Here is a 19,575-nt window from a genome sequence, read left to right as displayed (position 1 = left end):
TCGTGGCATTCTTCCCGAAGCCGCAGGCGGGTAGCTGGACCGAGAACTGGCCCGAATTGGGCACCGCTCCGGTCGACTACACCGACTCGGTCGACCCGGAGCACTGGAAGCTCGAGCAGCAGGCCATCTTCCGCAAGACGTGGCTGCACCTCGGTCGCGTCGAACTGCTACCCAAGACCGGTAGCTACTTCACCCGCGAGATGCCGTCCGTCGGTCCTGGGACGTCGATCATCGTCAACAAGGGCTCGGACGGCACGATCCAGGCCTTCTACAACATGTGCCGCCACCGCGGAAACAAGCTGGTGTGGAACGACTATCCGGGCGAAGAGGTCTCGGGAAGCTGCCGGCAGTTCGTCTGCAAGTACCACGCCTGGCGTTACGACCTCAAGGGTGACCTGACGTTCATTCAGCAAGAGGGCGAGTTCTTCGACGTCGACAAGGCCGACTATCCGCTCAAGTCGGTGCGTTGCGAGGTGTGGGAGGGCTTCATCTTCGTCAACTTCGACGACGACGCCGAGCCGTTGGTCGACTTCCTCGGCGAATTCGGAGAGGGGCTCAAGGGCTACCCGTTCCACGAGATGACCGAGCACTACAGCTATCGCTCGGAGGTCAAGGCGAATTGGAAGCTCTTCATCGATGCCTTCACGGAGTTCTATCACGCCCCGATCCTGCACATGAAGCAGGCCGAAAAGGAGGAGGCCGAGAAGCTGGCCAAGTTCGGCTTCGAAGCGCTCGCCTACGACCTCAAGGGCGACCACTCGATGGTCTCGTCGTGGGGTGGTATGTCCCCGCCCAAGGACATCAACATGGTCAAGCCCATCGAGCAGATCCTGCACAGCGGTCTCTTCGGTCCGTGGGACCGGCCCGACATCGACGGCATCCTGCCCGAGGAGTTGCCGCCGGCCATCAACCCCGGTCGACACAAGACCTGGGGCACTGACTCGTTCGAGTTCTTCCCCAATTGGACGTTGCTGTTCTGGGCGCCAGGCTGGTACCTGACCTACAACTACTGGCCGACCGGCGTCGACTCGCACATCTTCGAGGCGGATCTCTACTTCGTGCCGCCAAAGAACCTGCGCCAGCGCCTTTCTCAGGAGCTGGCGGCGGTGACTTTCAAGGAGTACGCCTTCCAGGACGCGAACACCTTGGAGGCGACGCAGACACAGATCGGGACCCGCGCGGTCACCAAATTCCCGCTGTGCGATCAAGAGATTCTGTTGCGGCACCTGCACATGACCGCGCATCAGTACGTGGATCGGTACAAGGCGTCGCTGGCCGACACCGCAAGCGCCGACGCCACCACGACCGTCGAGAAGGATCCCGCACATGTCTAAGCTGCCCGCGGAGTTCGCCGATCTCGAGCGATTTACGGATTGGTGCCTGCCGACCGAGGAGGAGCGATACGCCAAGCGCCTTGCGTCGTCCATGGACCAGATGCAGGAGTTGTACGACGCCGGTTTGGCGCGCCTGGAGGACATCATGGTCTACGTCGACGCACGCTTTCCCCTGGCGAGCATGCCCGAGGACGCCAAGGCACTGGTCCATCTCGGACAGTCGATCGTCATGGTGAGTTTCCCGGTCGAAGTGTGGAAGCAGCCCCGCGTACTGGACAGCGGCGCGGCCTACATCCAGTTGATCAAGGAGCCGGTGGTTTAGTCGTGCTGACCCTGAAGGCCGCGGGCTACGTCGACGTCGACGCCGGTGAGGTGATTCGACCGGCCGTCATCAAGATCGAGGGCGACCGGATCGTCGAAATCGGCGGCGACCTACCGCAGGGCCTGGATGGCGAGGTCGTCGACCTCGGCGACTCCATCCTGCTGCCGGGCCTGATGGACATGGAGGTCAACCTGCTGATGGGCGGGCGCGGGGAGAACCCGGGGCTGTCCCAGGTACAGGACGACCCCCCCACGCGTGTCCTTCGCGCCGTTGGCAATTCACGTCGGACGCTGCGAGCGGGGTTCACCACGGTCCGCAACCTCGGGCTGTTCGTCAAGACAGGCGGCTATCTGCTCGACGTCGCGTTGGGCAAGGCCATCGACGCCGGCTGGATCGACGGGCCGCGCGTAGTGCCAGCGGGTCATGCGATCACGCCGACGGGGGGACATCTCGACCCGACGATGTTCGCCGCGTTCATGCCAGGTGCGCTCGAGCTGACCGTCGAGGAAGGCATCGCCAACGGCGTCGACGAAGTTCGCAAGGCGGTGCGTTACCAGATCAAGCACGGCGCCCAGTTGATCAAGGTGTGTGTCTCCGGCGGGGTCATGTCCTTGACCGGAGAGGCTGGTGCACAGCATTACTCGGATGAGGAGCTGGCAGCCATCGTGGACGAGGCGCACCGCCGCGGACTGCGGGTGGCCGCCCACACCCACGGCGCCGAGGCCGTCAAGCACGCTGTTGCAGTCGGCATCGACTGCATCGAACACGGTTTCCTGATGGATGACGAGGCCATCCAGATGCTGGTGGACAACGACCGGTTCCTGGTCACCACCCGTCGACTGGCCGAGGCGATGGACGTCTCGAAGGCCCCAAAGGCGCTGCAGGACAAAGCCGCTCTGATGTTTCCGATGGCCAGGACGTCGCTGGTCGCAGCCTACGAAGCCGGCGTCAAGATCGCGGTCGGCACCGACGCGCCCGCCATCCCGCACGGCCGCAACGCCGACGAGCTCGTCACGCTCGTCGACTGGGGCATGCCCGCGTCGGCTGTGCTGCGGGCGGCGACGGTAGTCGCCGCAGACCTCCTCGACGTCACCGACCGGGGGCGCATCGCCGAGGGCCTGCTGGCCGACGTCATTGCCGTGCCAGGTGATCCACTGCAGGACATCAGAGTTACCCAGAACGTCAACTTCGTGATGAAGGGCGGAAAGGTCTTCCGACATGACAATGCCTAGCACTCGGCCGTCGCGCACCGACGACCTCGTCGAGATCCAGCAGCTCCTGGCCAAGTACGCGGTCACCATTACCCAGGGCGACGTCGGGGGGCTCGTCACGGTCTTCACACCGGACGGCACCTACAGCGCGTTCGGCTCGACCTACACCCTGGCGCGGTTCCCCGAGCTCGTCGCTGCCGCCCCCAGCGGGTTGTTCATGACCGGGACGGCACTGATCGACCTCGGCGATGACGCCGACACCGCGAGCGGCACCCAACCTCTGTGCTTCGTCGAGCACTCCACGCACGACATGCGCATTGGGTACTACCGGGACACCTATCTCCGCACGGATGACGGATGGCGTATTGGCACCCGTGCCATGACGTTCATTCGGCGTAACGGTGACCACGACTCCGGCCGTCCGCATGCCATCGGCAGGCCGGAGGCGGGATGACGACGTTCACCGGCGTTCCGAACGTCGCCGAGTTTCGGGCCGGGCTGCGGAATTGGCTCGACGACAACGACTTGACTCCCCCGGCCAACCACTCCCTACAGGCCGATCAGGCGCAACACGCACGTGTCCTCGGCGCCCTCTACGACGCCGGTTGGATGCGATGGGGCTGGCCAGAGCAGGTGGGCGGTCTTGGCGGACCCGCTGTTCTGCGCGCGGTCGTCGGCGAGGAGATCGTCGGTCGGCGCCTCGACGAGCCTGGCCCGTATTCGATGCTCGAGGTGCTTACGCCCACGATGATCGACTATGCCCGGCCCGAGCTGGCCGCGGAGATGGTGCCACGCTTGTTGTCTGGACGGGAGACCTGGTGTCAAGGGTTCTCCGAGCCAGGATCGGGTAGCGATCTGGCCTCCCTGAGCACCCGCGCCGAGCGGCGGGGTGACTCGTGGGTGGTCAACGGCCAGAAGGTGTGGACCAGCTATGCGCAGTTCTCGTCCAAGTGCATCCTGCTGACCCGCACCGGCGACGGTGACACGCCGAGGAGCCAGGGCCTGACCGCGTTCTTCGTCGACCTGGACAGCCCGGGAATCGACGTCCGCCCGGTGCGCACGATGCACGGCGTCGACGAATTCTGCGAGGTGTACTTCGACGACGTCGTGGTGCCCGACGATCGAATGCTCGGAAACCCCGGTGACGGTTGGCAACTGGCGATGGATCTGCTGCCTTACGAGCGTTCGACCTGCTTCTGGCAGCGCATCGCCTATCTCTACTCCAGGTTCGACGCGCTGGTCGTCGATGTCAAGGATCTGGGCCGCGACGTCGACGGCGAGATGGGTGAGGCGTATCTCGCCCTGCACACGTTGCGTTGCCGTTCCCTGGCCACCCAGCAGCGGTTGGACGACGGAGCCAAGCTGGGTCCGGAGACCTCCGTCGACAAGCTGTTGCTGGCCGGAGCAGAGCAGCGACTCTACGACACCGTGTTCGACTTACTGCCGGGCGCAATCGATCTCGATGACACGCCGTGGCGTGCCGAGTATCTCTATTCTCGCGCGTCGACGATCTACGGCGGTACCGCCGAAGTGCAGCGCAACATCATCGCGCGCCGACTACTCGATCTGGGGAGTGAGTGACGATGGATCCTGAATCGCTGAAGATGCTCGAGGGCACCCTGCGCAAGACGATGCTGTCGGCGTCCGGCGTCGACCTGGACGTGGCGCTCGCCGAGCTGGGATGGACCGAGATGCTCACCGATTCGGCGGAGACGACGGTTCCGCTGGTCTTCCGCCTCCTGGGCGAAACCGGCTCGCACGCCTCAATTCTGAACGACGTGGTGTTGCAGTCCAGTCGTCGTGAGCTCGGCGGCACCCCCGCACTGCCCTTCGCCGGCAACGTTCAGGTGGTGTGGGATCGGTCGACCGGCGGCCCGACGAGCACGGTGATGGGCGGGCTGCCATTACTGCGCGTGGAGGAGGGAGAACTGCTCCGCCTCGCCGAGGCCCGACGAGCCCTTGGCTGGTGGCTGATCGGAAGCTCGCGGGCCATGCTGTCGCTGGCCCGTCGGCATGCCCTTGACCGCGTGCAGTTCGGCAAGCCGATTGCATCCTTTCAGGCGGTGCGACACCGGCTGGCGGACACGTTGGTGGCGATCGAGGGCGCCGAAGCAACCCTGACCCTGTCTGGTGTCGACAATCCCGACCTGACCGCGCTGCTGGCAAAGGCGGCTGCGGGCAAGGCCGCTCTCACCGCTGCCAGACACTGCCAGCAGGTACTCGGCGGAATCGGCTTCACCGCCGAGCACGCCCTGCATCATCACGTGAAGCGTGTGCTGGTACTCGACGGGCTGCTTGGCAGCTCGAGGGAACTCACCCAAAAGGCCGGTGCGGGTCTGCGAGCACGCGGCTCGGTGCCGCGGCTGGCTGAATTGTGACGGTCGCGTAGGTCGGGTGACCGACCGCGGCATTCGAGTACTAGCGAGGTAGACCGAGTACGCGCTGCGCGATGATGTTGCGCTGAATCTCCGACGTGCCACCCGCAATGGTGCCGGCGAACGACCGGATGTAACGGTCGGCCCAACTACCCGAGTAGTGGTCGTGATTCAACGGCACGTACGGCGCCGTCATGCCGGACTGAGCCAGTCCGTCTGCGCCTTGCGCGGAGAGCGCATGCTCCGTGGCAGCCTGTACAGAATCAGCCCCGTGGACCTTGAGCACCGACAATGCGGCCACGTCCTCGTCGCCACGGGCCGCGCGGGCCAGCGCCGCGGAGCCCATCAACCTCAGCGCATGGTTGTCCATCACCAGCGTCGCGTACCGATCCCGTTCGACCACGGATTTCGGGTGCCAGTCGTCGACCAGGTCTTGTAGCCGATCGGCGTAGCTGAGCCACAGCATGTTTCGCTCGTGGCCCAACGATCCGGTGGCTACGCCCCAGCCCTTGCCGAGCTCGCCGACGAGGTTGGCCGCCGGTACCCGGACATCGGTGAAGAACACCTCGTTGAAGTCCAGATCGTCTCGATCGGCGGCCGACGCAAAGGGCCGACACGTCACGCCCGGCGAGTCGGTCGAGACGAGCAGCACGCTGATGCCCCCGTGCTTGACCGACTTGGGGTCGGTGCGGACGAAGGTCAGGATCACGTCGGCGTCATGGGCACCTGAGGTCCACACCTTCTGACCGTTGACGATGAAGTCGTCGCCGTCGCTCTCGGCGGTGGTACGAAGCGACGCCAAGTCCGAGCCTGCGCCCGGCTCGCTCATGCCGAGGGCGGCCGTCATCTCCCCCCGCAAGATGGGCACTGCCCACTTCTGCTGCTGTTCGGGAGTACCAAACGTCAACAACGATGCGGCGATGATGCCGACACCCTGCGGGTTGAAACTCGACACCATCCGCCGACGGGCCAACTCCGTCTGGTGCACGTACTGCTGCATCAGGGTGGCGTTGCGGCCGCCGAAGGCGGGCGGATTGCCGGGCACCAGCCAGCCGTTGTCGAACAGCTGGCGCTGCCAGTTGCGGGCCCAGTCCGGCATGTGCGACGACGACCGCGGCCGAAGCACTGCGTCGTCAGGGGCGTGTTCGTCGAGGAAGGCGGCGAACTCGGAGCGAAAGGACTCGACATCGTCATCGAAGGTCAGCTGCACGACATCCCATTCGTACCTCGCCGCCAGTCTTCTCTTGCGGACATTATGAGAATACTATTCTCGTCGTGCGCAAGTTTCAATCTCCGACACGCTGGCCCCGATGGGGAGTAGCGCACTGTACAGCGTCGTTCTCCGGTACAGTTCATCCATGTTCTCACGAATCGGCCCACGTCAGAGGCGTCGATGACGACTAGCCCCAGCGAAGAACCGGCCTGGAAGCAGCGCGCGGTCGAACGCTCCATCAAGACGGCGAAACTGCGTGCAGCGCAACGCGTCCAGCGTTTCCTCGACGCCGCGCAGGCCATCATCATCGAAAAGGGCAGCACCGACTTCACGGTGCAAGAGGTCGTCGACCGTTCACGACAGTCCCTACGCAGCTTCTATTTGCAGTTCGACGGCAAGCACGAATTGCTGCTGGCCCTGTTCGAGGACGCCCTGAGCCGGTCGGCCGAACAGATTCGGGCAGCCACCGCCAACCACACCGATCCACTAGAACGGCTCAAGGTGGCCATTCAACTCCTGTTCGAGTCCTCGCGACCCGACCCGGTGGCGAAGCGGCCCCTGTTCACCGATTTCGCACCGCGCCTGCTGGTCACGCATCCATCCGAAGTCAAGGTTGCGCACGCACCGCTTCTGGTGTTGCTCGCCGAACTCATGGAGGACGCCGCGGCGGCCGGCGAGTTGCGCTCCAGCTTGAATCCGAAGCGGGTTGCCGCGATGACGATGCAGACCGTGATGTTCGTCGCGCAGAGCAGCGGCTCGGAGGACATCGCGACGACGCCCATCTCTGCCGACGAGGTCTGGGACTTCGTGTCGCACGGGTTTGCGTCCGAGGCGTAGTTCGCGAAACCCTCCGCCGCGGGTGAGCTTGCTCGCGTGCGTCGCGACCTTGGCGCAGTAGCACTCTCGGCTGAGCAGCCCCCTCCGGCACGTCCCGAGGGCACTCGAAGTCCTCACACCGTTGACATGACGAGACTTGCGGTGACAGAGTGCTGAGCAAGTGCACAGCACGTGCGATTCATCGAAGATTCGAGGGAACACATGTCAGGACGGGTAGCGGGCAAGGTCGCCTTCATCACCGGCGCGGCGCGAGGTCAGGGGCGCAGCCATGCGGTGCGGTTGGCCGAGGAGGGCGCCGACATCATCGCCGTCGACGTGTGCAAGCCGATGACCGCACCGGACGGCATCCCGGCGTCGACTCCCGAGGACCTCGCCGAAACCGCCGACCTGGTCAAGAATCTCAACCGCCGCATCGTCACCGCCGAGGTGGACGTGCGCGACTACGCAGCCTTGAAGGAGGCGGTCGACAGCGGCGTCGAGCAGCTGGGCCGGCTCGACATCGTCGTCGCGAACGCCGGCATCGGCAACGGCGGACAGACGCTGGACCAGACCAGCGAAGAGGACTGGGACGACATGATCGGCACCAACCTCACGGGGGTCTGGAAGACCGTGAAGGCCGCCGTCCCCCACGTCATCGCCGGCGGCGCGGGCGGTTCGATCATCCTGACGAGTTCGGTCGGCGGACTGAAGGCGTACCCCCACACCGGGCACTACGTCGCAGCCAAACACGGCGTCGTCGGATTGATGCGCACCTTCGCAGTCGAGTTGGGCCAGCACATGATTCGCGTAAACTCCGTGCACCCCACCCACGTGAGCACCCAGATGCTGCACAACGACGCGACGTTCAAGATGTTCCGGCCCGACCTGGAGAACCCGGGCGCCGACGACATGGCGCCGATCTGCCAGATGTTCCACACGCTTCCCATCCCATGGGTGGATGCCGTCGACGTCAGCAATGCCGTGCTGTTCTTCGCCTCGGACGAGGGTCGCTACCTCACCGGTGTCACGCTGCCGATCGACGCGGGCAGCTGCCTGAAGTAGAGGGCGGCCGCCGACCGCCGGAGGGCGGCATCGCGGATATCGCCCTCGTGGCGGGTCTCCCCCCGCGGCCGGACGAGCGGGAGAAGGTACGGCTCGCCCGCGAACGGGGATCGGTGGTCATCAACGGCGAGATCGGTTCCCGTGAGTGGGAACTCGCCGTTCCGGTACCGCGCGGCGGCGATCGAGGCGGCCGAGACTGTCCGCCATCTTCCGCCTGACCGCTACGCTCGGCGAGCGCGCTAGTCCCTGACCCTGTCCTTCGTGGCGGGCACGATGGGCGGCGCCTCGCGCCAATTCGGCAGGCCGTCACTCTCGTTGGCCACCGGGAAGCCGCCGCCGTGCACCTGGGACCAGTGGCTGTGGTTGAGCTGGTGCAGCGTGAAGCAGGCGTTCAGCGAGTTGTAGAACCCCTGGTTGTCCTGAGTCTGGTTGACCGATTCCTTGATGAGCAGGGCCGCCATCGTCGGGACCTTGGCTATCCGACGGGCGAACTCCAACGTCTGGTCGGTCAGCTGAGCGGCCGGAAACACCTTGGACACCATTCCCAGAGCATGTGCCTCGTCCACCGAGAGCGAATCGCCGGTGAGCATGAGCTCCTTGGTCTTTCGGGCGCCGAACTCCCAGGGATGGGCGAAGTACTCGACCCCGCACATGCCGAGTCGGGTGCCGACGACGTCGGCGAAGGTGGTGTCGTCGGCAGCCACGATGAGATCGCAGGCCCACATGAGCATCAGGGCCGCGGCGTAGACCTCACCGTGTACCTGAGCGATCGTGATCTTGCGAAGATTGCGCCACCGGCGGGTGTTCTCGAAGAAGTGGTGCCACTCCTGCAGCATCAGCTTCTCCGCGCCCTCCCGGGTGGCACCGTTCTCACCGAAGCTCGAATGTTGTTCCGGGCCAGGCTGATACTCCTGCATCATCACCTTGGAACCAAGGTCGTGGCCGGAGGAGAACATCGGCCCATTGCCGCCGAGTATCACCACCCGCACCGTGTCGTCGGCCTCGGCTGCGAGGAAGGCCGCGGTCAGCTCCACCAGCAGTCCGCGCTGCTGCGCGTTGCGCTGATCCGGCCGGTTGAGCATGATGCGGGCGATGGTGCCGTGGTCGAGCGTTTCATAGGTGATGAAGCGGTAGCCAGCCATGGGCCACAAGCCTTTCAGGGGTCGACGACGTTGCGGCCCAAGGCTTCCGCCCCTGGATCACAGCGACAGGATGGTGGCCGACGCGGTGCCCGGCGCACCGTAGACCTGTGCCAGCCCCACCCGGGGGTTACCTGGCACCTGGCGGTCGCCGGCCTCGCAGCGCAGCTGCCGCACCAGTTCGTGCATCTGCCGCAAACCCGACGCGCCGATCGGCTCGCCGTTGGCGATCAGCCCACCGTCGGTGTTCACCGGCAGCGATCCCCCGATCTCGGTCTCGCCGTCGGCGAGGAGCTTCTCCTGGTCGCCGTCGGCGCACAGGCCGGTCTCCGCCATGTGGATGATCTCGGCACCCGCGTCGGTGTCCTGGAGTTGGGCGACGTCCACGTCCTCCGGTCCGATCCCGGCGACCTCGTAGGCGGCCCGCGCCGCATACACCGTCGGCGACACGTCCTCTTCCAGCGGCGAGGACGTCGCGTGCACCTCGTAGGCACCGAAGCGGCGGGTCCGAATTTCACTGGCACGCACGTAGACAGGCTTGTCGGTGTAGCGGCGGGCGATCTCACCCCGGCACATGACGACCGCGGCGGCGCCTTCGTCCGGGGCGCAGAACATGAACTGCCGCAACGGGTAGTTGAGTACCGGCGAGGCCATGATGTCCTCTTCGGAGATTGGCTTGCGACGGAACGCGTTGGGGTTGAGAGCACCGTTGCGGAAGTTCTTGGCCGCCACCTTGGCCAGCGTCTCCTCGGATATCCCGTGCCGGTGGAGGTAGTGGTTGGCCTTCATCCCGAAGAACTTGGTGGTGACGAACTGGCCGTTCTCGGCGTACCACTGCGGCAGCGCGAGTTTGGCTGGATCGTCGGTGAAGGCCCCCCGTGGGTGCTTGTCCAGTCCGACCGCGATGCCGATGTCGTATTTGCCGAGCCGAATGGTGTCGGCGGTCTGCTGAATGGCGCTGGCCGAGGTCGCGCATGCGTTGAACACGTTGGTGAACGTGATGCCGGTGAGTCCGACGAGCCGGGTGACGGAGTCGGGGTTGGACACCTCGTAGCTGCCACCGAAGCCGAATTGCACGTCCTCCCAGGCAATGCCGGCATCGACGAGAGCCGACCTAATTGCTTCGGCCCCCATCTCGACGGCGGACTTGTCGAATCGGCCAAACGGGTGGATGCCCACCCCGATGATGGCGACGTCGTTCGTCATGTGATCTCTCCCTAGACTCTGGTCTTCGCGCAAGCGCTCATCGCGACAACGGCCGGAATGCGAAGGTGACGATCTCGTTGCCGTCGGGGTCCGTCGTGAACGGAATCATCGTCAGCTCGACCTCCATGCCGAAACTCAGCTTCGCTGGGTCATTTTCGGTGAGGCGTCCCTCCACACGCACGACGTCGCCCAACTCGACGAGACCCACGCCGAAGGGAACGAAGTCCTTGCCGGTGGGGCCGATGTAAGGCGCGCCGGGCGGGAAGCCCTGAGTCGTCCACGCCACGACCGTTCCCCGTCGGGGCAGCAGGACATCAGCGGTATCGGCCCGACTGCACTTCGGACAGTGACTCTGGCGCGGAAACACCGTCGCGCCGCAGGCCCCGCACTGGCTGCCGATGAGTTGCGGATCGTCGTCCGGCCACGTGGAGATCGCAGGATCCATTGCCTTCTGCACGAAGCCTCCTCGAAGGGCGAAAGAATACGTTGACGAAATCGTACAACATGCTTTCTGTAAAACGGTAATGGCATTCTCATCGCTGATCGTCGCGCGGATCGGCCTGTCGCAGTAGCCACTTCGTCGCGGCGTACACGTCGAGTCGACCGGTCGCGACCCCCGCGGCGAGGTCGTCGAGTTCTGGATGGGAACGCAGGGCACTTTGAGCCAGGGAGAGGACCTGGGCTCGCGCCCGTGCGGCGCGGCGCGCGGGGTCGTCGTCGCGCAGGTGGGCGTCGACGGCCTCCACCAGCTCGGCGACACCCTCGTTCTTCGAGGCGACGATCTTGAGGATTGGCACACCGGTCTCGGCTCGCAGATCCCGGACGGTCTGGTCGGCGCCCTCGCGGTCGGCCTTGTTGACTGCAACGATGTCTGCCACCTCGAGCAGACCCGCCTTGGCGGCCTGGATGGCGTCTCCGGCACCAGGATTGAGCACGACGATGGCGGGGTCTGCGATCGCCGCGATCTCGATCTCGGATTGCCCGACGCCCACGGTTTCTGTCAGCACGACGTCGTAGAACAGCGCGGCGAGAACCTTGATGGCTGCGGGCACGCCCTCGGCGAGGCCGCCGAGGTGGCCGCGGGTGGCCACTGAGCGGATGAGGACGTCGGCGTCGCCGATGTGCGCCGCCATGCGGATGCGGTCCCCCAGCAGCGCTCCACCGCTGTAGGGCGACGACGGATCCACGGCGAGCACCGCGACCCGCCTACCCTGCAGGCGGTACGCCGAGACCAGCACGGCAATGGTCGTCGACTTGCCGGCACCGGGCGGACCGGTGATTCCGATGACCCGAACGGCATGGATGGCTCCGCCGTGGAGTGCGTCGAGAACCTCGTCGCGCCTGCTGCTCTCGACCATGCTCAACAGCCGGCCGGTTGCACGGACGGAACCGCCGCGTGCCGCAGCGACGAGATCGTCGATCGTCATCGGTCGCGAGCCTACGGGGCCGGGACCTCGATGACCGTCGCCGAACCAATCCCACCCCCGGCGCACATCGCGGCGACGCCGATACCGCCACCGCGGCGACGCAGTTCGTGGACCAGCGAGACGATCATGCGTGCGCCGCTGGCGGCGACGGGGTGGCCAAGCGAGCAGCCGCTGCCGCTGACGTTGACGATCGCCGGATCGATGTCGAGCAGCTTGACGGTGGCCACTGCCATCGCGGCAAACGCCTCGTTGATCTCGAACAGGTCGACGTCCGAGACCGAGAGCCCGGCGCGCTTGAGCGCCTTCGGAATCGCCTCGACCGGCGCAAGACCAGTGAAGGCGGGGTCGACGCCAACCGAGGCCCACGCCCTGACCGTTGCCAGGGCAGGTAGGCCGAGCCGGTCACTGGCGATGACGAGCGCGACGGCGGCGTCGTTCGCTCCGCTGGAGTTGCCCGCAGTGATGGAGAACCCCTCGATCTCCGGATGCAGGACCTTCAACGACGCCAGCTTCTCGAGGCTGGTGTCACGGCGGGGATGTTCATCGGTGTCGAAATACCCATGGCGAGTGTCGATCCCGACGATCTCGGCCTTGAACCGGCCTTCGTCGATGGCCTCGATCGCCTTGCGGTGCGAATGGAACGCCCACTCGTCCATTTCCTCGCGGGTCACCCCGGCCCGGACTGCCGAATTCCACCCCACCGTGATCGACATGTCCATGTTCGGAGCTTCCGGACTATCCGGATGCGTCGGCGGAAACCACCCCACGGTCTCGGCATCCTTGGCGCTGCTCACCTTTCGGGTGAACCGCGGTGACGTGGACGCCGAGTTCACCCCACCGGCGATGACGAGCTGGTCCATGCCGGCGCGAATGCTCGCGGCCGCAATCTGCACGGCAGCCTGGCCCGCCGCACAGTGGCGGTTGACGGCCAGTCCCGGCACCCCCTGCAGGCCCGCGGTGATGGCGGCGTGCCGAGCGACGACGCCGCCGCCGTAGAGCCCCTCGCCCAGAATGACGTCGTCGACCTGGGCTGGATCGAGGTCGGCGACGGCGTGACCGACGACGTGATCGGCGAGCACGTAAGCGTCGGTGTCTCGCAGAGTGCCGCGCATCGCGGTTCCGATCGGCGTGCGTAGGGCCGAGACGATCACGGCTTCGGGCATGGTCTGTCCCCTTTCGGATGCGTACGAGAATGATATTCTCATAGTTCGAGAGTCATAATTGCACGAAGGGTGGCACATGCACATCGAAGGGAACTCCGCGCTGGTCGTCGGTGGCGCAGGCGGGTTGGGCGAGGCGACGGTCCGGCGTTTGCACTCCGCAGGCGCGAAGGTCGTCGTCGCCGACATGGCCGACGACAAGGGCAAGGCGCTCGAGAGTGAACTCGGCGTCCGCTACGTCAAGACCGACGCCACCTCCGAGGAGTCCGTGCTGGCAGCCATCGCCGAGGCCGAATCCCTGGGACCACTGCGCATCTCGGTGGACACCCACGGTGGCCCGGCCAGCGGTGGTCGCTTGGTCGGCAAGGACGGCTCCGCGCTGGACCTGGACGGGTTCAAGAAGACCGTCGAGTTCTACCTGACCGCCGTGTTCAACGTGATGCGCCTGTCGGCGGCTGCCATCGCCAAGACCGAACCGCTGGAGGAAGGCGGCCGCGGCGTCATCGTGAACACCGCGTCGATCGCCGGCTACGAGGGTCAAATCGGTCAGCTTCCCTACGCCGCGGCGAAGGGTGGTGTCCTCGGCATGACGCTGGTGGCGGCCCGCGACCTGTCACCGTTGGGCATCCGCGTCGTCACCATCGCCCCCGGCACGATCAACACCCCTGCGTACGGCCAGGCCGGTGAGCAGCTGGAGAAGTACTGGGGTCCGCAAGTGCCATTCCCCAAGCGGATGGGCCGGTCCACCGAGTACGCCCAGCTCGCCCAGAGCATCATCGAGAACGACTACCTCAACGGGGAGATCATCCGACTCGACGGGGCGCTGCGCTTCCCACCGAAGTGACCAGGGCGGGTCACCCCTTGGCGATCAACCCGTCGACGATCCGGTTGAAGTCCGCTGTCCCAAAGGACACGTATTCCGCAAGGTTGGCGTAATCCAGCGAGGCCATGACCGACTTCTCCAGCTGAATGTTCATCAGTCTCTTGGTGGCTTCCACCGCCTGCTGCGGCAGTCCCATGATCTTCTTCGCGCACGCGATCGCCTCGGTCAACGGATCGGCGACGACGTGGTTGGCCAGACCGAGGTCCACTGCGCGCTGCGCCTTGATCCGCACACCGGTCAGGGCGAACTCCTTGGCCTGCAGCAAGCCGATCTGTGACGGCCAGACCAGCGGTCCGCCGTCAGCGGCGACGAGGCCGATCTGCACGTGAGGGTCGGCGAAGAACGCCGTCTCGGCGATGTAGACCACGTCCGAGAGCGCCGCGAGGCTGCAGCCCAACCCCACGGCCGGTCCGTTGACCGCGGCGATCACGGGAATGCGGCACCGCACCATGCCGATCACCAGTTCGCGACCGTGCTTGATCGTCTTCTGGCGCAACGCGTCGTCGCTGCGCAGTTCGTTGAGGTAGTTGAAGTCGCCACCTGCCGAGAAGGCGCGTCCTGCCCCCGTGATCACCGCCGCCCGTGCGTCGGCGTCCTCGTCGAGAGCCGCCCAGACCTTCGCCAACCCGACGTGCAGATCGTCGTTGACGGCGTTGAGTTCCTCGGGCCGGTTCAGGGTGATGATGCGTAATCCGCCGTCGGCGGTGACGTCGAGTTCTGCTGGCAGGTCATACATTTTAGTCCTAGGCTCCCAATCCGAGAATGCGCTGAGCAATGATGTTCTTCTGAATCTGTGACGTTCCGCCCATGACGCTTTGGGCCCGGCTGTACATGTAGGCCCCGAACATCTCGGCGTCACCCGTGCCGACGGTGGCCAACGCCGCGTGCCCGACGGACTGTTCGACCCATGTCATCAGCAGCTTGTCGAGTGACCCCTGGGGACCGTGGGTGATGCCGTCCATCTGTTCGGACAACCGGCGTCGGACGTGCAACCGCAGCATCTCGGTCTGCACCCACGCCCACGACAATTCGTCGGGCACCGAGCCGTTGGTCTGCTTCGCCAACTGCCGCACCAGCTTTCCGTACCGCGCCGAGAACCCCAGCGTCGACGGTTCGCGCTCGTGGCTGACGACGGTCATCGCGAGCTTCCACCCGTCACCCGGTGCGCCGACCATGTTGTCAGCCGACACCCTGGCCCCGTCGAACTCGACTTGGCCGAACTCCTTCGTCACGCCGCTGATCATCTTCAACGGGCGCTGAGTGACGCCGGGCTGATGCATCGGCACGATGAACGCCGAAATGCCCTCGTGCTTGCGCACGTCCTTGTCGGTGCGGGCCAACAGGAGACACCAATCCGCGACGTCGGAGTAGCTCGTCCAGATCTTGTGTCCGTGGATGACGTACTCGTCGCCGTCCTTGACCGCCGTCGTGGTCAGGGATGCGAGGTCCGAACCGGCCCCCGGTTCGCTGAAGCCCTGGCACCACCGCTGGCTACCGTCGATCATGCCGGGGAGGAAGCGCTGCGCCAGGGACTGGTCGCCGTGATGGCTGAGGCCGACCACGAGGTACCCGAGGCTTGGCCGCGCAGGCGCACCGCCCTTGGCGATCTCCTCGTCGACGATCACGTCGTACACGGCGGGAAGGTCTTGCCCACCGTATTCCTTTGGCCACGTCGTACCGAAGAAACCGGCGGCGTACAGAGCCTGATGCCACTCCCCCGCCTTGGCCCAGTATTCGTCGCCCGAGGTGGGGAACCTGCCCTTCTGCTCGGTCAGCCAGCCACGCAGCCGATCCCGGAAGGCGGCCTCGGATGGTGAGTCACGAAAGTCCAATGGTCAACTCCTCCAACTTCACCGGCCACGACTCCGTCGCGACCAGTACCCGGCGCAGATACACGTGCGCCAGGCATTCCCAGGTGTTGCCGATCCCGCCGTGGACCTGAATCGACGTCTCGCAGACCGTCAGCGCCGAACGCGCGCAGTAGATCTTGGCGACCTTCGCCGCCTCGACGGCCTCGGCCTCCGGAAGCTCGTCGACCGCCCACGCCGCGTGGCGTAGCACGCTGACGCATCCTTCGATCAGCGCGAGGCTCTCCGCCAGCAGATGCCGAACCGCTTGGTAGGAACCAATCGTCGACCCGTACTGCTCGCGCACCTTGGCGTAGTCGGCCGCCAGGGCGAGTGCGCCGCGGGCGGCGCCGACCAGATCTGCGGTCGTCGCCGTTAGCGCCAGCGCATGCCAGCGAGCCGCCTCCGCTGGGGCCAACTCGGCGAGCTCGGGGGGCGACTCGACCACCCCGGCGAAACTGTTGGTCAGGTCGATCGCATCGACGTAGCTTGCGGGACTGGCAATTTCGCGTCCAAGTCGGCGGCACAAGTCGTCGTGCAGGACCGGCCCGAGGAAGGGTACGTCGACGAGGCCCCTCGCGAATTCTTCCACTACGAGGGCGACCTCGACGCCCGTCGCCTCGTCGGAGCGCAGCGATCGCCACCCGGTCGAGTGCACGGTCTTCTCGAGTCGTGCGATGCGGCCGTCGTCGTCCAGATCGGCGACCGAGCCGGGTCCGAGGTCGTCGGCCAGTTTGGCCGCCGCCTCGCGTAGTTGTCGTTGTTCAGATGTCAGTCGGACGTCCACAGTCGCTCCTTGAGCACTCGGCGCAACACCTTTCCGGAAGGCAGGCGGGGGATTTCGGCCACGAAGAGAACCTGGCTCGGCCGTTTGTAGGAGGCCAGCCGGTCGCCGACCAGCCGAATCAAGTCGTCGGCGTCGACCGGGGCACATCGTGACACTGCCGCGACGACGGTCTCCCCGTTCGCCTCGTCCAGCACGCCGAACACGGCGCAGTCGCCGACGGCGGGATGTTCGTGCAGCACGCCTTCGATCTCGGCGGGGGCGACCTGAAAGCCGCGAACCTTGATCATCTCCTTGGCGCGGTCGGTGATGCGCAGCCATCCCTCGCTGTCGAGGTAGCCCACGTCTCCGGTGCGGTACCAACCGTCGACGAACGCGTCGGCCGTCGCCTCGTCGGGCAGGTACCCGGTCATCACGGATTCCGACCGGACTTGTATTTCGCCGACCTCGCCGTAGAACACCGCGTCGCCGGTGTGCAGCGAGGCTACTCGTACCTCGACGCCCGGAACGGCACGACCGACGGTGTCGAGGTGTCCACCGTCCAGTGCGTTGCAGGCGATCACGGGAAGCTCACTGGCGCCGTAGGCGGTCACCCACGACACGCCGGTGCGCCGGGTCACCTCGTCGGCGACGCTGCGCGCGACGGGCGTCGCGCACCACATCACGTAACGCAGCGACGACAGGTCGAAGCTCTCCAGCCCGGGATGGGCGGCAAGCGCCAGGGCGATCGGAGCGACGGCCATCTCTACCGTGATGCGATCGGACTCGATGTGCCGCAACATCGCGTCGACGTCGAACCGTGGGTGCAAGCGAATCCATGCACCCACCTCGAGGGCGGTGGCGATGTTGAGCAGGCCGAGGATGTGCGAGGGCGGAGTCATGATCTGCATGCGGTCATCGGACGACAGCCCCAGCGCCGTTCGCCAATGTGCCACGGCCTGAGTGAATGCGCCGTGGGCGTGCCTGACCGCCTTGGGCATGCCCGTGGTTCCCGAACTGAAGACCAGCAGTGCGTCCGAGGACGGGTCCACCGGCGCGAACTCCCGGCACCCGGGAGTGACGGGTTCGTCGAGGTGCAGCATCGGCATCAGATCGGCCAGGAGCGCGTTGTCTCCGACGCCGTGTGACGGCCTGGTGAGGGACAGCGCATACGCCACCTCGGCCGTCTTCCAGGACGTACTGATCAGGACGACCGCCGCTCCGAGCGCCCAGACGGCACGGACGGCGACGACGAACTCCGGCCTGTTGGACGACATCAGTGCGACGCGGTCACCCGCGCGCACCCCACGACGTTCGAGCGCAGTCGCCATCCCGCTGACCAATGCGTCGAGTTCGGCGCGGGAGTATTGGCGATCGCCGAAAGCGAGTGCGGGGGAACCGACGGCGTGCGATCCTTCGACCACTTCAGCCCGACCTCCCGCCTCAACCGACACTGAGAATACCCTATCCTTAAACGAGAATAGTATTCTCACTGGAATGGAATGATGACCTCAGGAGCGCCTCGATGACCGCAGACCCCGCATCAACCCCGCAAACCGGACACGACGAGCCCCTCGTCGCCGGAGACGTGACGATTCTCTTGGACCGCAAGACGACGACCGTCTCGAGGCGGGCCGGCGAGACGCTCCTGGAAAGCGCACGCCGGGGCGGCTTGACCCCGCCGTTTTCCTGCGAGGCCGGCAATTGCGGGACGTGCATGGCGCGACTGACCGAGGGCACCGCCACGATGCAGGTGAACGACGCACTGATGGACGACGAGGTCGCCGACGGTTACGTACTGACCTGCCAGGCCGTCCCGGACGACGGCCACGTCACCGTCGACTACGAGGACTGAACCTCCGCAGCACCCGAGTGCTGACCCAACGCCGGCGGCGGTCCGTACTGCGGTTCGTGGCCGACGACACGAATCGAACTACGTACCAGGTCGAACTCGCCCGCGCGCACGACGACTTCCGGTGTGTCCCGAAGCGCCTCGGGAAGCGTGCGCACCGCGGCAGCCGGGATGCCGAGCGGCCGCAGCCGGGCCTCCCACCCGACGGCCGAATCCGTCGCCAGGACGGCGGCGACCGCCGCCAGAACCTCGTCGCGGTGAGCCGCCCGCTCGGCCATCGTCGGGAAGCCCGTGATGCCCGCTTCCGCGCAGAACGCGCGCCAGAACGCGTCGTGGGTGACGAACAGCGCCAGGTAGCCGCCGGCGGTGGCGAACAGTTGCGCCGGAACGTAATACGAATGCGCACCATTCGGATGGCGGCGCGGTTCGACGCCGTCGTTGAGATAGGCCGACGCGCGATAGTTCAGCTGCGAGAGCATCACGTCGCGCAACGACACGTCGACCTGACCGCCGCGTCCCGACACGATCTGCGCGAGCAGACCAATCGCGGCAGTCAAGCCGGTGGAGTTGTCGGCCGACGAGTAACCGGGCAGCGTGGGTGGTCCGTCGGGATCCCCAGTCAGAGAGGCAATTCCGGTCGCGGCCTGGATCACGTAGTCGAACGCGGGATCGTCGGCCGCGTCGAGCCCGTAGCCGGTCAACGCCACGCACACGATCTTCTCGTTGTGGCGCCGCAGCGCGTCGTAGGTGAGCCCGAGCTTGCGGATGCCGGACGGCTTGAGATTCACCAGCAGCGCATGGGATTCCGCGACCAACTCACCGAGCCGGCGCTGTCCCGCGTCGGTGCCCAACTCGAGACAGACGCTGCGCTTGCCCCGGTTGAGGCTCGCGAAGTAACTGTCGCCCACCTGGCGAGAGATGTCCCCGCCAGGTGGTTCGATCTTGGTGACCTCGGCGCCGAGGTC

At 65.9% G+C, this 19,575-nt stretch carries 21 protein-coding genes; 10 read left to right on the top strand and 11 right to left on the bottom strand.

The genetic code is table 11. The features are described 5' to 3' along the window. Window positions 1-2 precede the first annotated feature (2 nt). From B1790_RS02125 to B1790_RS02100, 6 genes are read left to right on the top strand one after another with little or no spacing between them, the layout of a single operon-like run. The gene (locus tag B1790_RS02125; protein ID WP_079921494.1) at window positions 3-1,334 is read left to right on the top strand and encodes an SRPBCC family protein; all 1,332 of its coding nucleotides are present in this window, start codon (window positions 3-5) and stop codon (window positions 1,332-1,334) included. Further along, window positions 1,327-1,656, top strand: coding sequence for a hypothetical protein (locus B1790_RS02120; protein ID WP_079921493.1), 330 nt, complete (start codon window positions 1,327-1,329; stop codon window positions 1,654-1,656). Before B1790_RS02125 ends, B1790_RS02120 begins: the two co-directional genes overlap by 8 nt. Before the next feature lie 2 nt (window positions 1,657-1,658). Beyond that, a complete protein-coding gene (locus B1790_RS02115; RefSeq protein ID WP_079921492.1) occupies window positions 1,659-2,888 on the top strand; it encodes an amidohydrolase family protein in 1,230 nt (409 codons plus the stop codon). Next, window positions 2,881-3,321, top strand: coding sequence for a nuclear transport factor 2 family protein (locus B1790_RS02110; protein WP_369832274.1), 441 nt, complete (start codon window positions 2,881-2,883; stop codon window positions 3,319-3,321). The genes B1790_RS02115 and B1790_RS02110 overlap by 8 nt, the downstream gene beginning before the upstream one ends. Beyond that, complete coding sequence (locus tag B1790_RS02105) at window positions 3,318-4,448, top strand: acyl-CoA dehydrogenase family protein (RefSeq protein WP_079921490.1); 1,131 nt, start codon at window positions 3,318-3,320, stop codon at window positions 4,446-4,448. Before B1790_RS02110 ends, B1790_RS02105 begins: the two co-directional genes overlap by 4 nt. Window positions 4,449-4,450: 2 nt before the next feature. After that, window positions 4,451-5,245: an acyl-CoA dehydrogenase family protein gene (locus tag B1790_RS02100; protein WP_079921489.1), complete on the top strand. Its 795-nt coding sequence runs from the start codon at window positions 4,451-4,453 to the stop codon at window positions 5,243-5,245. 40 nt (window positions 5,246-5,285) lie between these two features. Here the strand turns inward: B1790_RS02100 and B1790_RS02095 are convergent, their stop codons facing one another. Next, window positions 5,286-6,452, bottom strand: a complete 1,167-nt coding sequence (locus B1790_RS02095) for an acyl-CoA dehydrogenase family protein (protein WP_079921488.1) — start codon at window positions 6,450-6,452, stop codon at window positions 5,286-5,288. 183 nt (window positions 6,453-6,635) lie between these two features. Between B1790_RS02095 and B1790_RS02090 the strand changes: the two genes are divergently transcribed. Beyond that, the gene (locus B1790_RS02090; protein ID WP_142270970.1) at window positions 6,636-7,292 is read left to right on the top strand and encodes a TetR/AcrR family transcriptional regulator; all 657 of its coding nucleotides are present in this window, start codon (window positions 6,636-6,638) and stop codon (window positions 7,290-7,292) included. Between the two features lie 201 nt (window positions 7,293-7,493). Beyond that, complete coding sequence (locus B1790_RS02085) at window positions 7,494-8,333, top strand: mycofactocin-coupled SDR family oxidoreductase (protein ID WP_079921486.1); 840 nt, start codon at window positions 7,494-7,496, stop codon at window positions 8,331-8,333. A 239-nt stretch (window positions 8,334-8,572) separates the two neighbouring features. On the opposite strand, the gene B1790_RS02080 is transcribed toward B1790_RS02085, so the two are convergent. The 5 genes from B1790_RS02080 to B1790_RS02060 form a co-directional block, all read right to left on the bottom strand. Then, the gene (locus B1790_RS02080; protein WP_079921485.1) at window positions 8,573-9,475 is read right to left on the bottom strand and encodes an enoyl-CoA hydratase; all 903 of its coding nucleotides are present in this window, start codon (window positions 9,473-9,475) and stop codon (window positions 8,573-8,575) included. Between the two features lie 57 nt (window positions 9,476-9,532). Continuing rightward, window positions 9,533-10,678 (bottom strand): thiolase family protein, encoded by a 1,146-nt coding sequence (locus tag B1790_RS02075; RefSeq protein WP_079921484.1) that lies wholly within the window; start codon window positions 10,676-10,678, stop codon window positions 9,533-9,535. Between the two features lie 37 nt (window positions 10,679-10,715). Continuing rightward, window positions 10,716-11,135, bottom strand: coding sequence for a Zn-ribbon domain-containing OB-fold protein (locus tag B1790_RS02070; protein WP_198951888.1), 420 nt, complete (start codon window positions 11,133-11,135; stop codon window positions 10,716-10,718). 76 nt (window positions 11,136-11,211) lie between these two features. Beyond that, window positions 11,212-12,105 carry an ArgK/MeaB family GTPase gene (locus B1790_RS02065; protein ID WP_079921482.1) on the bottom strand — a complete coding sequence of 298 codons (894 nt, stop codon included), beginning with the start codon at window positions 12,103-12,105 and terminating at the stop codon, window positions 11,212-11,214. Between the two features lie 11 nt (window positions 12,106-12,116). Continuing rightward, entirely contained in the window at window positions 12,117-13,268 is a 1,152-nt protein-coding gene (locus B1790_RS02060; protein WP_079921481.1) for a thiolase family protein, read from the bottom strand. A 76-nt stretch (window positions 13,269-13,344) separates the two neighbouring features. On the opposite strand from B1790_RS02060, the gene B1790_RS02055 reads away from it, so the two are divergent. Further along, window positions 13,345-14,109, top strand: coding sequence for an SDR family NAD(P)-dependent oxidoreductase (locus B1790_RS02055; RefSeq protein WP_079921480.1), 765 nt, complete (start codon window positions 13,345-13,347; stop codon window positions 14,107-14,109). Window positions 14,110-14,119: 10 nt separating this feature from the next. Here B1790_RS02055 and B1790_RS02050 read toward each other — a convergent pair whose 3' ends face one another. From B1790_RS02050 to B1790_RS02035, 4 genes are read right to left on the bottom strand one after another with little or no spacing between them, the layout of a single operon-like run. Then, window positions 14,120-14,884 (bottom strand): enoyl-CoA hydratase/isomerase family protein, encoded by a 765-nt coding sequence (locus B1790_RS02050; RefSeq protein WP_079921479.1) that lies wholly within the window; start codon window positions 14,882-14,884, stop codon window positions 14,120-14,122. Window positions 14,885-14,891: 7 nt separating this feature from the next. Beyond that, window positions 14,892-15,980: an acyl-CoA dehydrogenase family protein gene (locus B1790_RS02045; RefSeq protein WP_079921478.1), complete on the bottom strand. Its 1,089-nt coding sequence runs from the start codon at window positions 15,978-15,980 to the stop codon at window positions 14,892-14,894. Beyond that, entirely contained in the window at window positions 15,967-16,782 is an 816-nt protein-coding gene (locus tag B1790_RS02040) for an acyl-CoA dehydrogenase family protein (RefSeq protein ID WP_079921477.1), read from the bottom strand. The genes B1790_RS02045 and B1790_RS02040 overlap by 14 nt, the downstream gene beginning before the upstream one ends. Beyond that, the gene (locus B1790_RS02035) at window positions 16,767-18,182 is read right to left on the bottom strand and encodes a class I adenylate-forming enzyme family protein (protein ID WP_079921476.1); all 1,416 of its coding nucleotides are present in this window, start codon (window positions 18,180-18,182) and stop codon (window positions 16,767-16,769) included. The genes B1790_RS02040 and B1790_RS02035 overlap by 16 nt, the downstream gene beginning before the upstream one ends. 101 nt (window positions 18,183-18,283) lie before the next feature. Between B1790_RS02035 and B1790_RS02030 the strand changes: the two genes are divergently transcribed. Beyond that, window positions 18,284-18,613 (top strand): 2Fe-2S iron-sulfur cluster-binding protein, encoded by a 330-nt coding sequence (locus tag B1790_RS02030; protein WP_079921475.1) that lies wholly within the window; start codon window positions 18,284-18,286, stop codon window positions 18,611-18,613. Here the strand turns inward: B1790_RS02030 and B1790_RS02025 are convergent. Beyond that, a partial coding sequence (locus B1790_RS02025) for a CaiB/BaiF CoA-transferase family protein (RefSeq protein ID WP_142270968.1) occupies window positions 18,601-19,575 on the bottom strand: 975 nt, incomplete at its 5' end. The genes B1790_RS02030 and B1790_RS02025 overlap by 13 nt on opposite strands.

It is taken from the genome of Mycobacterium sp. AT1 (genome assembly GCF_002043095.1).
Classification (GTDB): Bacteria; Actinomycetota; Actinomycetes; order Mycobacteriales; family Mycobacteriaceae; genus Mycobacterium.
The sequence above is the reverse complement of the archived record's forward strand: the minus strand, read 5'-3'. Positions and strand labels throughout refer to the sequence as shown.